We start from the raw sequence: 19,739 nt of genomic DNA on the forward strand, positions 1-19,739 counted from the left end.
TGATAGGTCAGGTGTGTAAGCGTTGTGAGGCGTTGAGCTAACTGATACTAATGACTCGAGAGGCTTAACCATACAACCCAGATGGGTTTTGCGAGTTCTTAGACGAATACAAACACTTAAGAAGTGCAACTCAAACCAGCTTTCCGAATTTACTGGAATAACAATTTATCAACTACATCCCTGTAGTTGACCCCAAGGGGCCGCGCTAAAGCGCGTTAAAAATTGTTCCAGACAATTTTTTGCTTGGTGACAATAGCATTGTGGTCCCACCTGATCCCATCCCGAACTCAGAAGTGAAACGCAATCGCGCCAATGGTAGTGTGGGGTCTCCCCATGTGAGAGTAGGTCATCGCCAAGCGCCTAATTAAACAATGAAGCCAGCTGCATAAGCTGGCTTTTTTGCATTTAGTGTTTTCAATTTTAACGTTCTATTCTTCAAAATACTTCTCTAATCACTGACTTCTCTTCTTTAATTTATCGCCTCATACGGAATATAAACAGAGAGCCCCTCTTTGCTCCGTTTTTTCATTCTACAACACCCTTAGCATCATTCATTTAAATGGCTGCTTGGTCTAAATACTGTAGCGCATTGAGACCTCTTTGATTTTTGTCCTTATAGGACTAATCAGTAAATTTAAAGCTTGTACTCTTTGTATGCTCGTTTAAGGGTGAGTCAGAACCTTATTGTCAGCCTATTTTTGCTTTTGGTTTCATCTTGGCTGGTATCTTCATTCCGTCCTTACTCCTCAATAAAAATTTCTGCTTTGTCGTTTCATTAACGAATATTCATTTTATCGGTCGTTCACTAAGGATCCCTCAGACACTTGCTGCTGATCTTATGTAAATTGGTCTTACCAATTTACATTCGACGATTGAGTTTGTTATCAATGGAGATGTTGTGTAGTTGTAAATTTAAAACGCGAATGTTGGTTAAGGGCGAAGGAGGTAGGACAGTGAAAGGGGAGCTAACGCAACAGTTATTAGACGCTGTTGGCATCATGTTATTGGGGATGGGGCTGGTCTATTTATTTTTAAGTGTATTGATATTAGCTGTGAATCTGGTTGCTAAGTGGTGTCGTGAAGAACCTGAAGTGAAGGTTGACTTAAAGGTAAATGATGCGAGCTCAACCGGAGGTGCAAACACTTTAGATCCTAAATTGGTGGCAGCGATCAGCTTAGCCGTCCAGCAGTATCGTTCTCAGGCTAGATAATGGAGCGCCATATGAACCGAGTAAATTCGATTGTGGCGTCTAAGCCATTACAGTTAACCGATGTTGTCTTGAGGGATGCACATCAGTCTATTTTAGCAACGCGTTTACGCATTGATGACATGCTTCCGATAGCACCTCTGCTAGATAAAGTGGGATTTTGGTCGCTCGAGTCTTGGGGCGGAGCGACCTTTGATGCCTGTATCCGTTATTTGGGTGAAGATCCTTGGGATAGGATCCGTGAGCTGAAAAAGTTAATGCCCAATACGCCTCAGCAGATGTTACTGCGCGGACAAAACCTTTTGGGTTATCGCCATTATGCCGATGATTTAGTGACACGTTTTGTCGAACGTGCCCATGCCAATGGGGTCGATGTGTTCCGTATCTTTGATGCGATGAATGATGTGCGTAACCTCGAGATGGCGGTAAAAGCGGTGCGTGACGTCGGTGGGCACGCGCAGGGCACAATTTCCTATACGACCAGCCCTGTTCATACGGTTGATACTTGGGTCGATATGGCAAAGCATCTTGAGGACATGGGCTGTCATTCGCTGTGTATTAAAGATATGGCGGGTCTGCTGAAGCCGATGGAAGCCTTTGAGCTTATCAGTCGCTTAAAATCACAAACTCAACTCATGCTCTCATTGCATTGCCACGCCACCACAGGCCTGAGTACCGCAACCTATCAAAAGGCGATAGAGGCAGGAATCGATGTGCTCGATACCGCGATTTCTTCCATGAGCCAAACCTATGGTCATACGGCAACTGAAACCGTGGTTGCCATGGTGGCTGAGACTGAGCGTGAAACTCACTATGATCTTGCCTTGCTTGAAGAGATTGCCGCCTATTTCCGTGAAGTGCGGAAAAAGTACGCCAAGTTTGAAGGGGCATTAAAGGGCATTGATTCGCGCATTCTTCGGGCTCAAGTGCCCGGTGGCATGTTGACGAACATGGAGAGTCAGCTCAAAGAACAAGGCGCGGCCGATAAGCTCGATGCTGTGCTGGAGGAGATCCCTAGGGTACGTCAGGATTTAGGTTTTCTGCCTTTAGTTACGCCAACCTCGCAAATTGTTGGCTCACAGGCGGTTATCAACGTGCTGATGGGGCAAAGATATCAATCGTTAACGAAAGAGACTGAAGGCGTGTTAAGGGGCGAATATGGCGCTACTCCAGCCCCAGTTAATCCAGAGTTGCAGGCCAAAGTGCTTAATGGCGCGGCGGCGATAACCTGCCGTCCTGCGGATTTACTTTCACCAGAACTTGAGAACTTGCGTGCGGAGTTATTATCAAAGGTGCAGGATCAGCGTATTAGTCTGGTCTCAGAGAGTAATGAAAAGTCTCTGGACGATGATTTACTCATCTATGCGCTCTTCCCGCAGATTGGTTTACAGTTTTTAAAGCACCGTCACGATCCAACCGCCTTTGAGCCAAAACCCGAACTTGCGCCAGTGTTACCTGCTACGCCGCGTGAGGCCGAAACCTATACCGTCACGGTTGAGGGGCAAACTTATGTGGTTGAGGTTGCCGAGGGCGGCGAAATCAGCCAGATCCAAGCTCAAGGGCAAGGTGGACAGCAGCTTGGTCAAACTAATCCTTCTCAGTCGAGCGCTGCACCAGTGCCTCAAACCAGTGAAGTGAAACTTAATATGAGTGCGCCGCTATCGGGCAATATCTTCAAAGTGCATGTCGGCATTGGTGACAAGGTGTGTGCCGGCGATGTCGTTATCATCCTAGAGGCCATGAAAATGGAGACCGAAATCCGCGCACAGGGGGATGGTATTATTACCCATCTCTTTGTGAAAGAAGGGGATTCGGTTGCAGTGGGTTCTCAATTATTGGCCTTAGCCTAGGAGTTGTTATGGATGGTTTACTGGCTTTCTGGGCCGAAACGGGCATCGCCCATTTTACTGCAGGGCAAGCGCTAATGATGGCTGTTGGCGCCTTGCTGTTATATCTTGCGATCGTGCGTGGCTTTGAGCCCCTACTGCTGTTGCCCATTGGTTTTGGCGCTGTACTGGCAAATATTCCCAACGCGGGTTTTACCGATGAGGGCGGTATGCTGTATTACGCCTACCATGTTGGGATTGAAACTGGGGTGTTTCCGCTGCTGATCTTTATGGGGGTAGGAGCGCTAACAGATTTTAGTGCGCTGATTGCCAATCCAAAGACCTTGCTACTTGGCGCAGCGGCGCAGTTTGGGATTTTCGCAACCTTAATTGGGGCGATAGCGCTAAATCTGGTGCCTGGTTTTGAATTTACCATGCAGGATGCCGCTGCCATTGCCATTATCGGTGGCGCGGATGGACCAACGGCGATTTTCCTTGCCTCTAAGCTTGCGCCTGAGTTGTTGGGAGCGATTGCTGTGGCGGCCTATTCCTATATGGCGCTGGTGCCAATTATCCAGCCGCCGATCATGCGTTTACTCACGACCCAAGCCGAGCGTGAGATAAAGATGGAGCAGCTTAGGGAGGTGAGTAAAAAGGAGAAGATCATTTTCCCGCTGATGGTATTGGGCTTAACGATTCTATTCTTACCCGCAGCGACTCCTCTGGTTGGCATGTTTTGCCTTGGCAACCTAATGCGTGAGTCGGGTGTGGTAGATAGATTATCGAAAACGGCGCAAAACGAGCTGATTAATATCGTCACGATTTTCTTAGGCTTGGCCGTCGGTTCTAAACTTTCTGCGGAGCAATTCTTGCGCGTCGAAACCTTAGGGATCTTGGTTTTGGGTGCGTTGGCGTTCGGGATTGGTACCGCTGCAGGGGTGCTGATGGCAAAACTGATGTGCAAATTAACCGGCGGTAAGGTCAACCCGTTAATTGGCGCGGCGGGCGTATCGGCAGTGCCCATGGCGGCAAGGGTGGTGAATAAGGTGGGGTTAGAAGCTAATCACCATAACTTTTTGCTGATGCACGCCATGGGGCCAAATGTTGCTGGAGTATTAGGCTCTGCGGTTGCGGCAGGGATCCTCCTTGCGGTACTTGGTTAACTCGATGAGCTAAACATCACTATGTTAGTTCATCCATAATAGCCATAAAGGCTTGCCAAGTACGTGAATGTATTGGCAGGCCTTATGTTTAAATGATTCAAATAAAGGCGGATGTTTGCCGCCTTTGTCGTTTTCTTAACGGTTAAAGCGCTTTGCCATATTCATTAACCTGTCATTTTCAAATACGAAGCTTAAGAAAATCTTAGCAATGGTCCTAATACAATTTTTATCAAATCACGTTGAAATTGTGGGTTTTTTTATTTTCTATAAATGTTAGGCTAATAAAAAATGTGCGCAAGAACACACTTTTAATCTGAGATGGCATAAGGATGAAATAATGGACAATAGTGAACTTTCGAATTGTTTAACAGGTGAGCATGTTGTTCTCGAGCCTTTATCTTTGTCCCATGTGGCGGCACTGAGCTTAGCCGTGATGGATGGTGAACTATGGCAATTATGGTTTACCAGCGTACCAGAGCCGAGTGCGATGAAAGCCTACGTGTTAAAAGCCTTAGAAGAAAAAGCGCGCGGAGAAAGTTTCCCCTTCGCAGTGCGCGATAGAGTATCAGGGGAAGTCGTTGGTTGTACTCGTCTCTGCCATTGGGAGAAAGAACATCGCCACGTAGAGATTGGCTACACTTGGTACGCTAAACGTGCTCAGCGCACAGGGATCAATACTGAAGCTAAATTATTGCTGCTCACCTTTGCATTTGAATCCCTTGATGCGATAGCGGTGGAGTTTCGAACGCATTGGCACAATCAAGCCTCGCGTCAGGCCATTGCCCGTTTAGGAGCTAAGCAAGATGGTGTGTTGCGTAATAATAAAATTCTTAAGGATGGCACTATTCGTGACACGGTTGTGTATTCCATTATCGATTCAGAGTGGATGACCGTGAAGCAAAACCTAATATTTCGCTTACAACAGCGACCGTTAGTTTGATATCAACCGATGAAGTTCGCTCGATGCTGTGAGTGAAACGTCGACACAAATTCATTTGAGGTTCAAAGGCCGATGGCAAACATTATTACTCGAGCTGATGTATCCCACAGTGCTGATATTGCCGTGTTATTTAATGAATATCGGCAGTTTTACGGTTGTCAGGCTGACTTAGATGCGGCAAGACTGTTTATTCAGGCTCGTTTGGATGAAGGTTCATCGGTGATCTTTTTTGCACGCTCTCCCCAAGGAATGGGATTAGGTTTTGTGCAGTTATATCCGAGTTTTTCATCACTTCGATTAGCGCCCATTTTTATTCTTAATGATGTGTTTGTGACTCAACATGCACGTTGTGTTGGGCTGGGGAGGGCTCTAGTACAGCGAGCAGCAGATTATGCGCGCACCCATGGGGCGAGTTATTTGGTACTGGAGACTCAAAAAGAAAATATTCGTGCACAAGGGCTATACGAAGCACTTGGATTTATCCGTGAAAATAAATTTTTAACCTATGAACTTGAGCTAAACTCGCAGCTTAAGTAGTTTATTCTAAATTACCAATAAAAAGGACGATATCAATGTTGAAAGCTTTTGCTATTGCAGGCCTTATGTTGACCGTGAGCCACAGTGCCTTGGCCGATGAAGCAGAAAAGGCTTTGGCTAAAGAAGCCATTGAATGTGCAGCCTATTATCAAATTAGCTCTGAAGCGATTGGTGCTATGAATGCACCGCAAATGCAGGCTGTTGGTGAGCGCTTAAAAACCTCTAAAGTTGAAGCAGAAAATTTAGCGAAGAAATATCAGTCAGAGGCTGAGGTTACTAAAGGCGTTGCTGAGGCTAAAGAGCGTCAAATTAAGAGCTTAGGCGGTTCTAGTAATTTAGGTGCCTTAATGGGTAAATATAAAGAAGAGTGTAAAAACCTGTTAGCCGATCCTCAAAAACGTCTCGACTATTGGACCATGGCGACCATGTAAGGCCGTTAGAATCCAAGCACAAAAACCACCTTCGGGTGGTTTTTGAATTTTAAGTTCAGGCTTGGTTTCGATAGGCCGCGAACAGATCGAGCATCCAATCGATAAAGGCTTGAACTTTTAGCGGCAGGCTAGGGGATTTGGGCGTGAGTAAGTAATAGGCGTATGGGCTGGTAAAAGGCGCTTGAAACGGGATCACCAAGCTGCCATTGGCCAATTGATCTTCGATAAAAAAACGTGGGATCAGCGCAGCGCCCATGCCACTGGCTGCGGCTTGACTCAACATATAAAAATGCTCGACGCCAAAAGTTTGCGCCTGCGTGAGCACCAGTCCCACTTTATCTGCCCAATATTCCCAAAGCTCTGGCCGTGTGGTGTGTTTCAGCAGCGTAACTTGATTGATGTCTTCGATGCTTTTGAGCTTAGGCGCGAGTGACGGTGCGCACACTAAGCACAAGTCTTCATCCATCAGTTTGATGTAGTTAACCCCTCTGGGGAGTTGAGTGCTACTGCGGATGGCGATGTCGTAACGACCCTGGCTGAAGTCGACGGCAAAGTCACCAATCGAGAGATCCACATACAAATGCGGATGCCGAGATTTAAATTGCTCCATCCGGGGGATTAACCAGTTGATGGTTAAACTGGGTAACACATTGATGGCTAAGGTTTGTGGTCGTGAACCTTGGCTGCGTAAATCGGCTGTGGCGCTTGATAAGGTTTGCAGAGCCGCTTGCACATGGGGCAAGTAGCGTTTGGCTTCGTCCGTGAGTGCGACTTTTTTATGCAGGCGCACAAAGAGGGCAAAACCTAAGAATTCTTCTAATACACGGATTTGTTTACTGATGGCGCCGTGGGTGACATGTAACTCTTTGCTTGCAAGAGTCATGCTTTGCAAGCGGGCGGCAGACTCAAATGCCCGTAATGCATTGAGGGGCGGCAAGGAAGTAAACATAGGCGTATCCGAATCGAGTAAATGATAAGGGATTTAGTGTGAGCTTTACTCACGCTGGCGCGACAATAACTCCTTTGCGTTTATAAGGCAAACGCAGTCTAATGCGAAGCCTTAGCTCCTATTACTCAATAATAACAATCATGGAATTTGAACTGACTCTACAAATTGCGGCATTACTCTTTGGCGTGGCTATGGTGGCGGGGTTTATCGACTCTATCGCCGGCGGTGGGGGATTGCTGACTATCCCTGCGTTAATGTGGGCGGGTTTACCGCCAGCGGTGGCACTTGGAACTAACAAATTACAGGCCTGCGGTGGCAGCTTTTTTGCGAGCTTGTACTTTGTGCGTAAGGGATTGGTCGATTTGAAGGCCGTTAAACTGTCTCTTATCTGTGCCTTTGCGGGCGCCGCCTTAGGCACGATTCTGGTGCAGTTGGTCGATGCCAAAGTATTGGAATTAGTCTTACCCTTTTTAATTCTCGCGATTGGTTGTTATTTCCTGTTTTCGAAAAAGATTTCGGAAGATGACCGTCACCAAGTGTTAACGCCTACTGCCTTTGCCTTTACCGCCGCGCTCGGTGTGGGTTTGTACGATGGCTTTTTTGGCCCAGGCACAGGGAGTTTCTTCGCGCTGGCCTTTGTGACCTTGGCCGGTTTTGGTCTGGCAAAAGCGACGGCACACGCCAAGGTGTTAAACTTCTCGACCAATATCGCTTCGCTTATCTTCTTTACCTTAGGCGGCAAAGTGATTTGGGTGCTTGGTTTAGTGATGCTTGCCGGACAGGCAATCGGTGCGACCTTAGGTTCGCGCTTAGTCGTGACCAAGGGCACTAAGATCATTAAGCCATTGGTGGTGACTATGTCCTTGGCCATGAGTGTGAAACTGTTGGCGAGCCAATATCACCTGTTTTGATTTAGCCGCTATCGTATTTGCCTCTCCCTTGATAAGGCCGATTGCCTATTTGTGCTGCATAGTCCCATGAGCACAGTTTTCGGCCTTATTGCTGTAAATCTCTTCACTCCTTTGGTATTGGCTATACTCCGCAGCAATGTTTAGGATAACCTAGCATTTTTAAAGTGTTTTTAGGATCAATTGGCGGTGTTATTGCCCAGCGTTTGTGCTGGAACTTCGCAGGTTAAACGGTAAACACCCACGCGATAGAATCGGCTTAGTATCCATTTAAGGTTTAATAACGATGAGATTTATCCATACCTCGGACTGGCACATTGGCCGCCAGTTACACAATCAATCACTCTTAGAAGACCAAGCCTATGTGCTTGATCAAATTGTGACATTGGCACAAGAGCATGCTGTCGATGCGGTGATTATTGCCGGGGACATTTACGATAGGTCGATTCCTCCTGCCAGCGCCGTGGCTTTGCTCGATGAGGTGCTTAATCGCCTCATCACCGAGTTAGGGTTACAAGTGCTGATGATTGCCGGAAATCACGACGGGCACGAACGCTTAGGCTTTGCGGCCAAACAAATGGCGGCAAGTGGTTTGCACATTATTGGGCCACTGCAGGCCGATTTAACGCCTATCCGCTTAGCTAGCCCAAGTGGTGATGCTTACTTTTATCCGCTGCCTTACGCAGAACCTGCAACCGTGCGTCAAGTATTTGAGGCGGATGCTAAGGGGCTCAGCGTATCCAGCCATGAAGAGGCGATGGCGCTACTGTTAGAACAAGTCCACTCCCACGACAGCCAAGGGTTACCTAAAGTCGTGGTTAGTCATTGCTTTTTAGATGGTGGCAGTGTGTCTGAATCCGAGCGGCCATTGAGTATTGGTGGCGCCGATAAAATTTCCCCACGGCTTTTTAGTGAGTTTGACTATGTTGCCCTCGGCCACTTACACGGACCGCAATATAAAGGTTGCGAGCATGTGCGTTATTCCGGCTCGATTTTGAAATACTCCTTTAGCGAACAGCATCAACACAAGTCAGTCACTTTAGTGGACGTTGCTGCGCAAACTCCGGCGCAGATCCAACTCTTGCCCTTAACCGCACTACGCGATGTGCGGATTATCGAAGGGGAATTGGCGCATTTGTTAGACCTTGGGATAACCGATGCCAAGCGTGAGGATTATCTGATGGTGAGACTCCTCGATAAGCACGCTATTTTAGATGCCATGGGCAAACTGCGCAGTGTCTATCCCAATGTGCTGCATCTAGAACGTACAGGATTAATGGCGGGCGAACAGGCCGTTGCACTCAACCGTGACCATATCAAAAAAGGCGAGATGGCCATGTTCCGTGATTTTTTCAGCCAAGTCTCTGGCGAGGAATTGAGTGATGCACAGCAAGCGGTTATGGATGAGATTTTAACTAAGCTTCACAGGGATGAAGGGGATAGCGTTGGATCTACTCGCGTTGCAGCAAAAGGGGAGCAATCCGCATGAAGCCACTCACGCTGTCAATGTCGGCCTTTGGCCCCTTTGCTTCGACTCAAACCATTGATTTTACCGAACTGGGGGATAACCCCTTATTCCTGATCAACGGGCCAACTGGCGCGGGCAAAACCACGCTGCTCGACGGAATTTGTTTTGCACTTTATGGCAAAACCACTGGTAACGAGCGCGAAGGCAGCCAGATGCGCTGCGATATGGCCGATGATAGCTTGCTCACCGAGGTGACTTTTAGTTTTCAATTAGGCAGTACGGGTTATCGTATTCGCCGCGTCCCCGAGCAGGAAAGACTAAAGAAAAGCGGTGATGGCTCAACGGTACAAAAGAGTGAGGCACAGCTGTATAAGATTGCCCCAGACGGCAGTGAAACCCTTATCGTCGCCAGTAAAGTGTCAGACGCCACGGCCGAAATCGAGGCATTAACTAGCCTAAATGTGGAGCAGTTCCGCCAAGTGATGGTGCTCCCGCAGGGGAAGTTTCGCGAACTGCTGATGGCCGACTCTAAGGCGCGTGAGCAAATTTTTAGCCAGCTATTTCAAACTCATATTTATAAACGCATCGAAGATACCCTAAAGGCTAAGGCGGCAAATATTGCTGCCTTAGTGAAAGAGCAGCGCGCGCGCCGTGACGGTATTTTGCAAACGGCGGCACTCACATCCGATGAAGAACTTGCCGCAGAGTTTAGCCGCATTGAACCTGAGTTTGCGGCGGCGACGGTGGCAAAGGAGCAGAGCGTTGCGGCGCATTTAGCGGCATTAAAACAGCGTGATAGCGCGCAGCAACTCTTTGCTGAATTTACTCGATTAGAGGCATTGCAGGCTGAGTCATCTCGCCTGAATGAGCAACAAGGGAACATTGCTACGCAGACGGCACGGCTTGACATCGCCAAGCAAGCACTGCGTATAAAACCCTTATTAGATAATGCCTTGTCGCGGGAGCAAGAAGCGAGTCTCGCCGCCACTCAGCGCGATAGCGCGCAGTCGACACTCGATGCCGCTAAGCTTGCACTCGCTCAAGCTGAAACCGCGGCGCAGGAAATCATTCCCCTCGAACATAAGCTGCGTGAGGTTGAGCAGCAACATAGTCATCTCAGTGCGTTAGTGCCGCAGCTGGCTGAGTTTGCCAGCCTTGAACAAGCTTTAGCGCAAGCAAAAGAGATACTACAAAACACCAAATTGCAGGGGCAGGAGAGTAAAAATACGCTTGCAACGCTAGTGGAGCAGCGCAGCCATTGTGAGGCTCAACTGCCAGCCTTGCAGCAGCAAAGCGAGCAGCAACTTGCCACCGCGCAGGCGCTGCAGCAGCACCGTCATATGCTCGAGCAGTTCAAGCAGTGGCAACAGATATGTGCCAAAGTCGCGCATACTCAAGGGGTTCTTGAGCAGGTTGGCTCACAAGGAAAAGCGCTTAATACCCAATATCAAGAAGCCTCAACGGCTTATAAGTCTTTGCAACTGAAGTGGTTCCAAGGTCAGGCAGCCATTTTAGCTAGAGAGCTAAAACCCCATGAGCCATGCCCAGTTTGTGGCAGTTCGGCCCATCCTCAACCCGCGGTGAGCCATGAGGATTTACCAACGGAACTGCAATTGCAGGCGGCGCAGGATACCGAGGCCTTGGCGCTCGATAATCTCAATAAAGCGCGGGCTGAATATCGCGGGCTGCAAAAACAATTAGAAACACAGCAACAGCAGGCGAATGAGCTGGCAGCCGCCCTTGGCGATAAGGCTGAGTTGTCGCTTGAATCCCATCGCCAAACGTTAGACGAACTGACACTACAATCGAAACAGGCGGACGCTGCGGCGCAAGCGCTACAGCGGTTACAGCAACAGATTAAAACCTTGCAGCAACAAGAGTCGACGTTGACGCAGCAATTAGAACTTGAGCGTGAGCGTTACCGTGAACAAGAAGGCAAAGTCGAGCGGTTATCGGGTCAATTTGCGGAAAAAGCGCTGAGGATCCCAGAAGAATACCGAACACTGGAGGTATTGAATCAAGCGATTGCGAATAACCAGCAGCAACTCGAGCAGATAAAACGTCAGATTGATGCATTGAGAACCGCGCAGCAGCAGGCAACGCAGCAGAGTGTGGCGGCGCAAACGGCATTATCGGCGGCAATAGAGCGTTGTAATGCTACCGCAGATCTGCAAGCGCAAGCACAGCAGGCGCTACTTAAGGCGCTGGATAACGCAGCTTTTACCGATAGAGATGCATTGCGCGAGGCCTTATTAACGGATGAACAAATGCAGGTGCTGGCTGAGGGCATAGAGAACTATCATAGGCACTGCGCCCTAAATCAGTCGCAATTGACTGAGCTTAAAACCAAGTTGAGCGAGTCGACATCACCCGATCTTGATGCCTTAGAGGCCTTGCTCACGGAGCGACTCGCGCAGCTTAAAACGGCGGAAGAGGTATGGAGTCAACTCAACACTCGGCTCATGTTGCTGAATAATACCCAAACTCAGCTGGCGATTGTCGATCAAAAGGCCAAATCCCTCGAGGATGAATACGCTGTGATTGGCACCTTGGCCGATGTTGCCAACGGTAATACGGGCAACAAAATTTCCCTGCAACGCTTTGTGCTCAGCGTATTGCTCGACGATGTGCTGCTTGCTGCTACGCAGAGGCTGCATTTAATGAGTAAGGGACGCTACCGGTTATTGCGCAAAGAAGACAGAGCGAAGGGCAATAAGGCCTCAGGGCTGGAGCTTGAAGTCGAGGATGCCTACACCTCTAAAGTGCGTCCCGTGGCGACCTTAAGTGGTGGTGAGAGTTTTATGGCGGCCTTGTCTATGGCCTTAGGTTTATCGGATGTGGTTCAAGCCTACGCAGGGGGGATAAAACTCGATACCTTATTTATTGATGAGGGCTTTGGCAGCCTAGATCAGGACTCACTCGAACTTGCCATTCGAACTCTGATGGATTTGCAGTCGGCGGGCAGGATGATTGGGGTGATTTCCCATGTGTCTGAAATGAAAGAGCAGATAGGCACCCGAATTGATATCTTGAAAACCTCTCATGGGAGTGAAATCAAGGTGATTTTGCCTTAGTCTAACTTAAGCGGAAAAATGTTAGCTTAAGGCATTGTTTTTATTGAAATGACAAACGAGATTTTGCGCTATTTAACATCTATATACAGAACACACAATCGGTTTAAAGTGCTAACTGACGCATGTTTTTAGTAAATAGTGCTATAAAAGTGCAAAATAGCGTTTGTCATAATCGGTTTTTTGGGATAAGTTGGGAAAATTCGGGCTTCCCCCTGTGGGACTGGTTCAAAAATATAACGCAATAACGATAACAAAAGGTGAAAGCGTTGCAGACAGGTAAACCCAATTTGGCTAATTTTCCGCAAATTCGTTTGCAGAATTTATCTTCAGCCCATAAAAATATTCTCCTAGTTGGTGGTTTATTAATCGGTGCGGCGATGTTAATGCCGAATGCCAACCATGTGGTTCCTACTGCTCAACGTATTCCCGTCGCGCTCGATCTTGAGACGATATTGCCACAGGTTTCTGAGCCTGTTGAAACGGCACCAATTGTCGATAATACCCCCCATTTTGAACGTGTTATTGCGCCAGGCGATACCTTAAGTGCTTTATTTTCTAAAGCCGGTGTTGATCAGCAAACCATGTATAAAGTATTAGAGGCTGACTTAAACATTCTAGCGCTCGATACCTTATTACCCGGTAACCGTATTCAATTTTGGCTGGATAATGAAGGCCAACTGCAAAAGTTAGAACTGTATTTCAACGCTGCCCGCCAAGTGGTATTTACCCGTTACGAAGATGGCAGCTTTAACGTAGAAGAAATTAACGTTGAAGGTGTGTGGCAAAACCGTATTGTTACTGGCGATATTAAAGGCTCATTCTACGTTTCGGCGCAAAAAATGGGTTTAGCCGCGGCCGATATTCAGCGGATTGAAGATTTACTCAAAGAGAAAGTGAATTTTGCTCGGGATTTACGTGCGGGTGATAAATTTTCTGTTTTGGTAAATGATCAATATGTTGAGGGCGAAGCAACCGGAAGCAGCCAAATATTAGGCGTGAGCATTAAAACGGGCCGCTCTGAAATTAGTGCATTCCAACATACCGATGGTAGTTATTACGATGCTAAAGGCCAAAGCTTAGTGCGTGCCTTCCAACGTATTCCATTGGCCAAACAACCACGCATGAGTTCTCGTTTTAACCCGACGCGTAAACATCCAATTACTGGACGTATTTCACCCCATAACGGTACCGACTTTTCAGTGCCTATTGGTACTAAAGTTATTGCCCCTGGCGATGGTGTCGTAAGCTTAGTCACCGATCACCAATTCGCGGGTAAATATATTGTGATTGAACACGGTGGTAAGTACCGTACACGTTATTTACACCTTTCTAAGGCATTAGTGCGCAAAGGTCAACGCGTCACCCGTGGCCAAGTGATTGCTTTATCAGGTAATACCGGACGTTCTACTGGTCCACATTTACATTATGAATTCCACGTTAATGGTAAGCCAGTGGATCCAATGAGAGCCGATATCCCGATGGCAAGTCAATTAGCGAATCAAGAATTACGTACCTTCACCAATATAGTGAAGAGCCGCCAAGCATTAATGAATTTAGGCTAACCCATTCATTAATCCGAGCGAACCGAATATAAAAACGCCGATGAATCTGATGTCATCGGCGTTTTTATTTGCGCTGCGTTTAGTATAACCGCTGGAAAATGCTGTGTTCATCAACATACAAGCTTAATAGGGTTGGTATTGGGGCGAATAAGGATTGAGCTTTACTGCTTTAATAAGCGATGGATAGAGTGAAGTAGGCCGAATTAACACGCATATACACAACTGAAAGGATAAAAGTAGATATCGGCTTATAGATGTGTCAGTGCCGAAATAAGCGAGTCTCATGGCTTGCGCTAGCTAGCGTGTATTGAGTTTGATGGATTACGGCTAATAAGTCGTTAACTCAAATGAATTAACTGGCCTGACGTTTCTGCATTGCTTTTAACGCACATTTACATAGACGGCCTTTTAAAGCTGGGCAGCCTCCGCAGGGGGATTTTTTAAAGGGACGAAGTGCAAAACTGCGTTCAGTGGGTAACGGACGAATACGCTTAATAACGGCGGATGATAAAAATTTAGCATCATTCGCGGCACTAAAATGGGCTTTAGCTAATTTTAGTTGTTTCTTGCGGGCGGTCTTATCGAGGGTTTGGATCTGTTGTTTCACCAAATATTCGGACAATAATTGGCTTAAGTGTTTACGCTGCTGATTTTTTCTTTGAGCATGAGTCGCATGAATTATTGGCGTATTTGTCGAATAAAGGTTTTGCAATTCGACTGGGCGATTGGATTTTGCCAGCTGTTTTTGCAGTTTCTTGGCCTGTTTGTTACACCACTTTTCTAGCTTTTTTCCAATCTTTTGCTTTTTCATACGACTTTTTACACGGCTGTAGTGCGGTAACGGATAAGACAGATCTATTCTAAATGAAAATTATTATCAGTCAACTGTGCTTGATAAATCGACGAGTAAAATGCGAGCCTAGTCGAATAAGTTTGTTTAGTTTGAGTAGGGCGATTGATTAGCGTCGATACAGGTTAGCAGTAAACGCAGATCGAATTCGAATTGGTGGTAATCGGGCTCCATATAAGTACACAACTTATAGAAAGCTTTATTATGATCTTTCTCTTTTAAGTGGGCGAGTTCGTGTACAACCACCATTCTGAGCAAGGGTTCGGGGACGCGCTTTAAACGTGAAGAGATACGGATTTCGTTCTTAGCCTTGATTTTATTCCCTTGCACTCTGGAGACGTAAGAATGTAAGCCAAGTGCATGATGACTCATGTTAATTTTGTCATCAAAGATCACTTTCGACAGGGGAGAGGATTGGCGTAAAAACTGATTTTTAATCCCTTGGGTATAGTCATAGAGGGCTTTGTCGCTGCGGATCTCGTGGACAGTGGGATGACGACGCAGCAAAACATCCGCAAGCTTTCCACCTTCGAGTAGTTGCTGAACTTGACGTTGGATATCCGGACTATAACCGCTTAAATATTTTAAGGTTTGCATTGTTTTGAGCTGTGGGAAACACGAGCTTAGCGCTACAGCCGCGCTAAGCTCACGGGCTTTAAGCTTTACCGAAAATACGGCGATTTTGCTGAGCGTAGGCGGCCTCAAAGGCGGGTTGTTGGAAGCGTTTGAGATCTAAGCTGTCAAAATCAACCTGCGGCGGATTACGTTTGTTTTGTTCCTTGATTGCGACTGGTGATAACAAGGTCACTGGCAGATCGCCGAGTTGAATTGCGGCTTCGAGTTTAAAGCTGGTGGCAGAGCCAGCCAGTTTGCCTTTTTGCTCGCGCTCGATAATAACGATTTCATCGACCTTATAATCTTCCATTAACTTATGGAAAGCGAAGTGAAATTCACGGATAGTTTCCGCTGAGGCGGATTGAGCGACGCTAAAAGACACTTTACGGCAGCTTGGTACGTTGAAGGTTTCACCTTCGTAGCTCAGCAGACTGATAATGGCTTCGCCGCCTTTTAATTCAACACCACAAATTCGCATGTTACACCTTTAAATATCAACATTTCTTACATATGGCAGGAGCATATTCCCACCCGTAATGTCGAGAGTCTGCACTATGGACTCTCGCGAGTAAATCATTAACGCTCGTCGTCATGATCCTGCAGCAATGGCGCCGCAGGTTTTTTACGCATGGGCGCATCACCCACATCAACCCCGGTGATAAAGCGTTTGTCACGGGAGGCGGCCGTTTTAACCGTTTTTGACTTGGTTTTCGCTTTGGCTTTTGTACCAGCCTTAGTGACCGCTTTAGTTGCGGCGGTCTTTGGCTTGTCTTTTAAACCACTAAATTTACCTTCGAGACCCTGAAGCACACTGATCTCAAAGGTCTTTCTAAGGAAGAGTTGTACTTTCTTAAAGTTATCCCAATCCTTAGGGCCAACGAGGGAGATTGCATCACCTTTGGCGCCCGCGCGGCCAGTACGACCGATGCGGTGGACATATTCTTCGGCAAATTTGGGCATATCGAAGTTAATGACAAGGGAGACATTAAGTAAGTCTAAACCACGGGATGCTACATCTGTGGTCACCAGAATCTGCTGCTGACCGCGGGCAAATTGGTCCATGATTTGATTACGGGCCGCCTGCTTCAGCTCGCCGCTTAGGGCTGCTGTGGCAAAACCTTGCGCCGAAAGTTTGCTGGCTAAGCGCTCGGTATCGGCGCGGGTGGCGGTAAAAATAATTACTTGTTTGTGGGTTTCATCGCTGAGCAAACGTGTGAGCAGGGCTTCTTTGTGATCTAAATGATCACACAGATAAATCCGCTGGGTAATGTCCTGATGCTCAGTGTGGGCTGCTCCAATCGCCACATGCGAAGGATTTTTGAGTAATGCCGCGGCAATCTCATTGATTTCACTGTGATCTAAGGTGGCCGAAAACATTAAGGTTTGACGACGCTTATGATCGGCCGCAGCGTTAATCGCTTTTAATTGCGGTGCAAACCCCAGATCCAGCATACGGTCGGCTTCATCGAGGACAAGCAGTTCCAATCCATTGAGGAAGAGGTTTTTTTGCTCTAAATGATCGGCGATACGTCCCGGCGTGGCCACAATAAAATGCGGCTCTTTTGCCAGCGCTTTGGCTTGATCGTTAAAGTTTTCACCGCCTAATACGCTGATGGCTTTGTATTGAGTGTTGGCAACCAGCAAACGTAGCTGGCTATACACTTGGTGGGCCAATTCGCGGGTTGGTAATAAAATCAGTACTCTAGGATCGCGCTTGGTCAAGGCGCGGGTGGAGATAACCCTTTGCATCGCTGGCAACAAAAACGCTAAGGTCTTACCTGAGCCTGTCTTTGATGACGCCATTAAATCTTTACCTGCCAATGCGATAGGCAGTGCTTGTTCCTGGATGGCGGTTGGGGTCGCAATCCCCATATGCTTTAAGCTTTGTAACAGACGCTGGTCCAGAGAAAAATCAGTAAACTGCAAAGGTATATCCCCTAAATCTGAGTGAGGGCAGATTATAGCCTTAAATCACTATGCTCAGCTATCTTGATTGGTCATTATCTTACTGGAACCGTTAAATCGCCGCAGATATGGCTAGCCGCCATTGATTCTTGACACTCACTTTGTGGAACATATGTTGATTGTTTAAATGCTCTTTAATGCAACCCTTGAGCTGGACTAACTGAATAATAAATTATTAGTGATTGACAGTGATCTGGGCTGAATTTAGCTTATTCATTTCATGGAGTTGTTAAAGGATACAAATTATGGGCAAAGGGGTTTCACCGACTATCGGTATTGCTTTAGGCAGCGGAGCCGCTAAGGGATGGGCTCATATTGGTGTGCTTAATGGGCTTGCTAATATGGGGATCAAACCTGATAAAGTAGCTGGCTGTTCAGTTGGTGCTCTGGTGGGGGCGGCCTATGCCCATAATCATTTAACCGAACTTGAGGAATGGGTTCGCAGTTTTTCGAGCTGGGATGTCCTCGGGTTAATGGATATTCGTTGGCGCAAGGGTGGTTTGATCGGTGGTGAGAAAGTCTTTGATGTGCTGCAATCTCGCATTGGTGATATCAATATTGAAGACTTAGAGCGCCCCTTTGCGGCCATCGCGACTGACTTGTATTCGGGACAAGAAATCTGGTTTCGCCATGGCGATTTACGTCAAGCTGTTCGAGCTTCTTGCTCCATGCCGGGGATATTAGCCCCCGTGCGTCAAGGAGAGCGCTGGTTAGTCGATGGTGCAGTGGTGAACCCTGTACCTGTGTCAGTGAGCCGTGCCATGGGCGTCGATATTGTGATAGCCGTTGATTTGCAAGGGTTTCATTCTGGGCGACTGCAAGTATTACCCGTCAATATGACCAGCCATAAGGCGCCGAAGGAAGAAACCGAAATGCCCGCGCGCCAAGAAACTGGCTTTATGGATTTGTTTGCTCGGGGGCGGGAGTATGTCAGCAGCTTAACCGATAAGTTTTCCCTCGGCACTAAATCTAACCCCGGTATGATTGCGGTGATGTCTCAGTCGATGGGGATTTTAGAGCAGCGCCATAAGCGGGCGCGTTTGATGGGAGATCCGCCCGATATCCTCGTAGTGCCTGAAGTGGCCAACATTGGCACCATGGAATTTCACCGTGCCGACGAGGCGATTGCGGCGGGGGAGGCGGCTGTCGCTAAAGTGGCGCATTTGATTGAAGCTGCAATTTGGAAAGGCTAAGTTGTGAGAATACTCAGGGCGTATTGACGTTTCGAGATTAAATTTTGTTCGTTCTGGCAAGCTCGTGTCCGCGAAACGAATAATAATTTAGGCAAGTGACTGTTTGATTGGCTTATTTTTTGCTTTAACTTCATCACACAGTGTTAGATGCCGAATTATTGACGATGAATTCTCTTTTAAATGCCTTAAATCTGAATCGTAGCAGTGTTGCCGATGCCTATGGCCTAAGCAGCAAGAAGACGGACACGAGTAAGACAGACACAAGTAATACAAAGTCCAGCACGGATGCAAACTCATCCTCCAAGGATACGTCTAAAACTGAAACGAAACCGAGTGATGAAATTGCCTTGTCACCCCGTGCGCTTAGGGCACAAAAAATCCAAGCCATGTCGAAGGATTTTTTTGCCGATGGCCAGTTTAGTGTGTCCGATATTCCGGCCCTAGTGTCTCGGCTGCAAAAAGACGGTATTTTGTCCGATGCACAGGTTGAACGCCTGTCACAAAACGGCATTAATTTGCCGAGTCAAAAGCCGAGCAAGCAATCCCTGCAGGACTTTATCGACGACGAGCTCAAGTCTTTAGCGGAAAAGTCACCAAACAGTCCGATGATCAACACCTTAGTCGATGCTAAAAACGTGTTGTCGAATATGGATGATGCGCAATCCCCTGTGCTGGCACAAAAAGCCACCAAGGTCTTTGGCCAGTTGACCGATTATCTAAATAGCAACCCAACACTGAGCGACAGCCAAAAGCAGTTATGGCAGGGGCTTAAATCGACTATGCAAGTGGCTTCCTCCATGGGGATGCAGCAATCGGCATCGGGGCAACTGAGTAGCTATCTTGCCTTAGCCAAGCGTTAATCTTAATCAAACAGCAATAATCTTTTAAAAACAAAGGACTTTGATTTTTTGTCACAGTCCTTTGCTGTATTTAGCATCTTTTTTAGCGTTCACTATCTTGCTTTACTGCTGAGGTCAAGGCTTAAAACTGAGATCATTGGGCTTGGCTACAGTTCTTCTTTGTTCTTTTTATCCATCCGATAAATCATGA

The 19,739-nt window shown here is 47.2% G+C and carries 17 protein-coding genes and 1 rRNA gene; 13 read left to right on the forward strand and 5 right to left on the reverse strand.

What is annotated here, in order from left to right; translation table 11 throughout:
• The first annotated feature begins 242 nt into the window (after positions 1–242).
• The 7 genes from rrf to SHD_RS14425 all read left to right on the forward strand — a co-directional run bounded on the left by rrf (position 243) and on the right by SHD_RS14425 (position 6,105).
• Positions 243–358 (forward strand): 5S ribosomal RNA (rrf, locus tag SHD_RS14395).
• A 565-nt stretch (positions 359–923) separates the two neighbouring features.
• Positions 924–1,211 carry an OadG family protein gene (locus SHD_RS14400; RefSeq protein WP_023267793.1) on the forward strand — a complete coding sequence of 96 codons (288 nt, stop codon included), beginning with the start codon at positions 924–926 and terminating at the stop codon, positions 1,209–1,211.
• Positions 1,212–1,222: 11 nt separating this feature from the next.
• Entirely contained in the window at positions 1,223–3,058 is a 1,836-nt protein-coding gene (gene oadA, locus SHD_RS14405) for a sodium-extruding oxaloacetate decarboxylase subunit alpha (RefSeq protein ID WP_039978474.1), read from the forward strand.
• A gap of 8 nt (positions 3,059–3,066) precedes the next feature.
• On the forward strand, positions 3,067–4,197 hold the full coding sequence (locus tag SHD_RS14410) for a sodium ion-translocating decarboxylase subunit beta (protein ID WP_023267795.1): 1,131 nt from the start codon (positions 3,067–3,069) through the stop codon (positions 4,195–4,197).
• Positions 4,198–4,534: 337 nt separating this feature from the next.
• A complete protein-coding gene (locus SHD_RS14415) occupies positions 4,535–5,137 on the forward strand; it encodes a GNAT family N-acetyltransferase (protein WP_023267796.1) in 603 nt (200 codons plus the stop codon).
• 72 nt (positions 5,138–5,209) lie between these two features.
• On the forward strand, positions 5,210–5,674 hold the full coding sequence (locus SHD_RS14420; RefSeq protein WP_023267797.1) for a GNAT family N-acetyltransferase: 465 nt from the start codon (positions 5,210–5,212) through the stop codon (positions 5,672–5,674).
• A gap of 35 nt (positions 5,675–5,709) precedes the next feature.
• Positions 5,710–6,105, forward strand: a complete 396-nt coding sequence (locus SHD_RS14425) for a hypothetical protein (protein WP_023267798.1) — start codon at positions 5,710–5,712, stop codon at positions 6,103–6,105.
• A 55-nt stretch (positions 6,106–6,160) separates the two neighbouring features.
• Here SHD_RS14425 and SHD_RS14430 read toward each other — a convergent pair whose 3' ends face one another.
• Positions 6,161–7,054, reverse strand: a complete 894-nt coding sequence (locus SHD_RS14430) for a LysR substrate-binding domain-containing protein (protein ID WP_023267799.1) — start codon at positions 7,052–7,054, stop codon at positions 6,161–6,163.
• 140 nt (positions 7,055–7,194) lie between these two features.
• On the opposite strand from SHD_RS14430, the gene SHD_RS14435 reads away from it, so the two are divergent.
• From SHD_RS14435 to SHD_RS14450, 4 genes are all read left to right on the forward strand, one after another.
• Positions 7,195–7,965, forward strand: a complete 771-nt coding sequence (locus SHD_RS14435; protein ID WP_023267800.1) for a TSUP family transporter — start codon at positions 7,195–7,197, stop codon at positions 7,963–7,965.
• Positions 7,966–8,248: 283 nt separating this feature from the next.
• Positions 8,249–9,451: an exonuclease SbcCD subunit D gene (locus SHD_RS14440; protein ID WP_023267801.1), complete on the forward strand. Its 1,203-nt coding sequence runs from the start codon at positions 8,249–8,251 to the stop codon at positions 9,449–9,451.
• Entirely contained in the window at positions 9,448–12,504 is a 3,057-nt protein-coding gene (locus SHD_RS14445) for an AAA family ATPase (protein ID WP_023267802.1), read from the forward strand. The genes SHD_RS14440 and SHD_RS14445 overlap by 4 nt, the downstream gene beginning before the upstream one ends.
• Before the next feature lie 266 nt (positions 12,505–12,770).
• The gene (locus SHD_RS14450; RefSeq protein ID WP_039978476.1) at positions 12,771–14,066 is read left to right on the forward strand and encodes a peptidoglycan DD-metalloendopeptidase family protein; all 1,296 of its coding nucleotides are present in this window, start codon (positions 12,771–12,773) and stop codon (positions 14,064–14,066) included.
• 352 nt (positions 14,067–14,418) lie between these two features.
• On the opposite strand, the gene SHD_RS14455 is transcribed toward SHD_RS14450, so the two are convergent.
• The 4 genes from SHD_RS14455 to SHD_RS14470 form a co-directional block, all read right to left on the reverse strand.
• Positions 14,419–14,877 (reverse strand): hypothetical protein, encoded by a 459-nt coding sequence (locus SHD_RS14455; RefSeq protein WP_023267804.1) that lies wholly within the window; start codon positions 14,875–14,877, stop codon positions 14,419–14,421.
• Between the two features lie 126 nt (positions 14,878–15,003).
• Positions 15,004–15,513: a M48 family metallopeptidase gene (locus SHD_RS14460; RefSeq protein ID WP_023267805.1), complete on the reverse strand. Its 510-nt coding sequence runs from the start codon at positions 15,511–15,513 to the stop codon at positions 15,004–15,006.
• 58 nt (positions 15,514–15,571) lie between these two features.
• The gene (locus SHD_RS14465) at positions 15,572–16,009 is read right to left on the reverse strand and encodes a DUF3010 family protein (protein ID WP_023267806.1); all 438 of its coding nucleotides are present in this window, start codon (positions 16,007–16,009) and stop codon (positions 15,572–15,574) included.
• A gap of 98 nt (positions 16,010–16,107) precedes the next feature.
• Entirely contained in the window at positions 16,108–17,457 is a 1,350-nt protein-coding gene (locus tag SHD_RS14470; protein WP_023267807.1) for a DEAD/DEAH box helicase, read from the reverse strand.
• A gap of 284 nt (positions 17,458–17,741) precedes the next feature.
• Between SHD_RS14470 and rssA the strand changes: the two genes are divergently transcribed.
• Together rssA and SHD_RS14480 are read left to right on the forward strand one after the other, a co-directional pair.
• On the forward strand, positions 17,742–18,689 hold the full coding sequence (gene rssA / locus SHD_RS14475; protein WP_023267808.1) for a patatin-like phospholipase RssA: 948 nt from the start codon (positions 17,742–17,744) through the stop codon (positions 18,687–18,689).
• Positions 18,690–18,853: 164 nt separating this feature from the next.
• Complete coding sequence (locus SHD_RS14480; RefSeq protein WP_039978505.1) at positions 18,854–19,549, forward strand: hypothetical protein; 696 nt, start codon at positions 18,854–18,856, stop codon at positions 19,547–19,549.
• Positions 19,550–19,739: the final 190 nt, after the last annotated feature.

It is taken from the genome of Shewanella decolorationis S12 (assembly GCF_000485795.1).
In the GTDB taxonomy this organism is placed as follows: Bacteria; Pseudomonadota; Gammaproteobacteria; order Enterobacterales; family Shewanellaceae; genus Shewanella; species Shewanella decolorationis.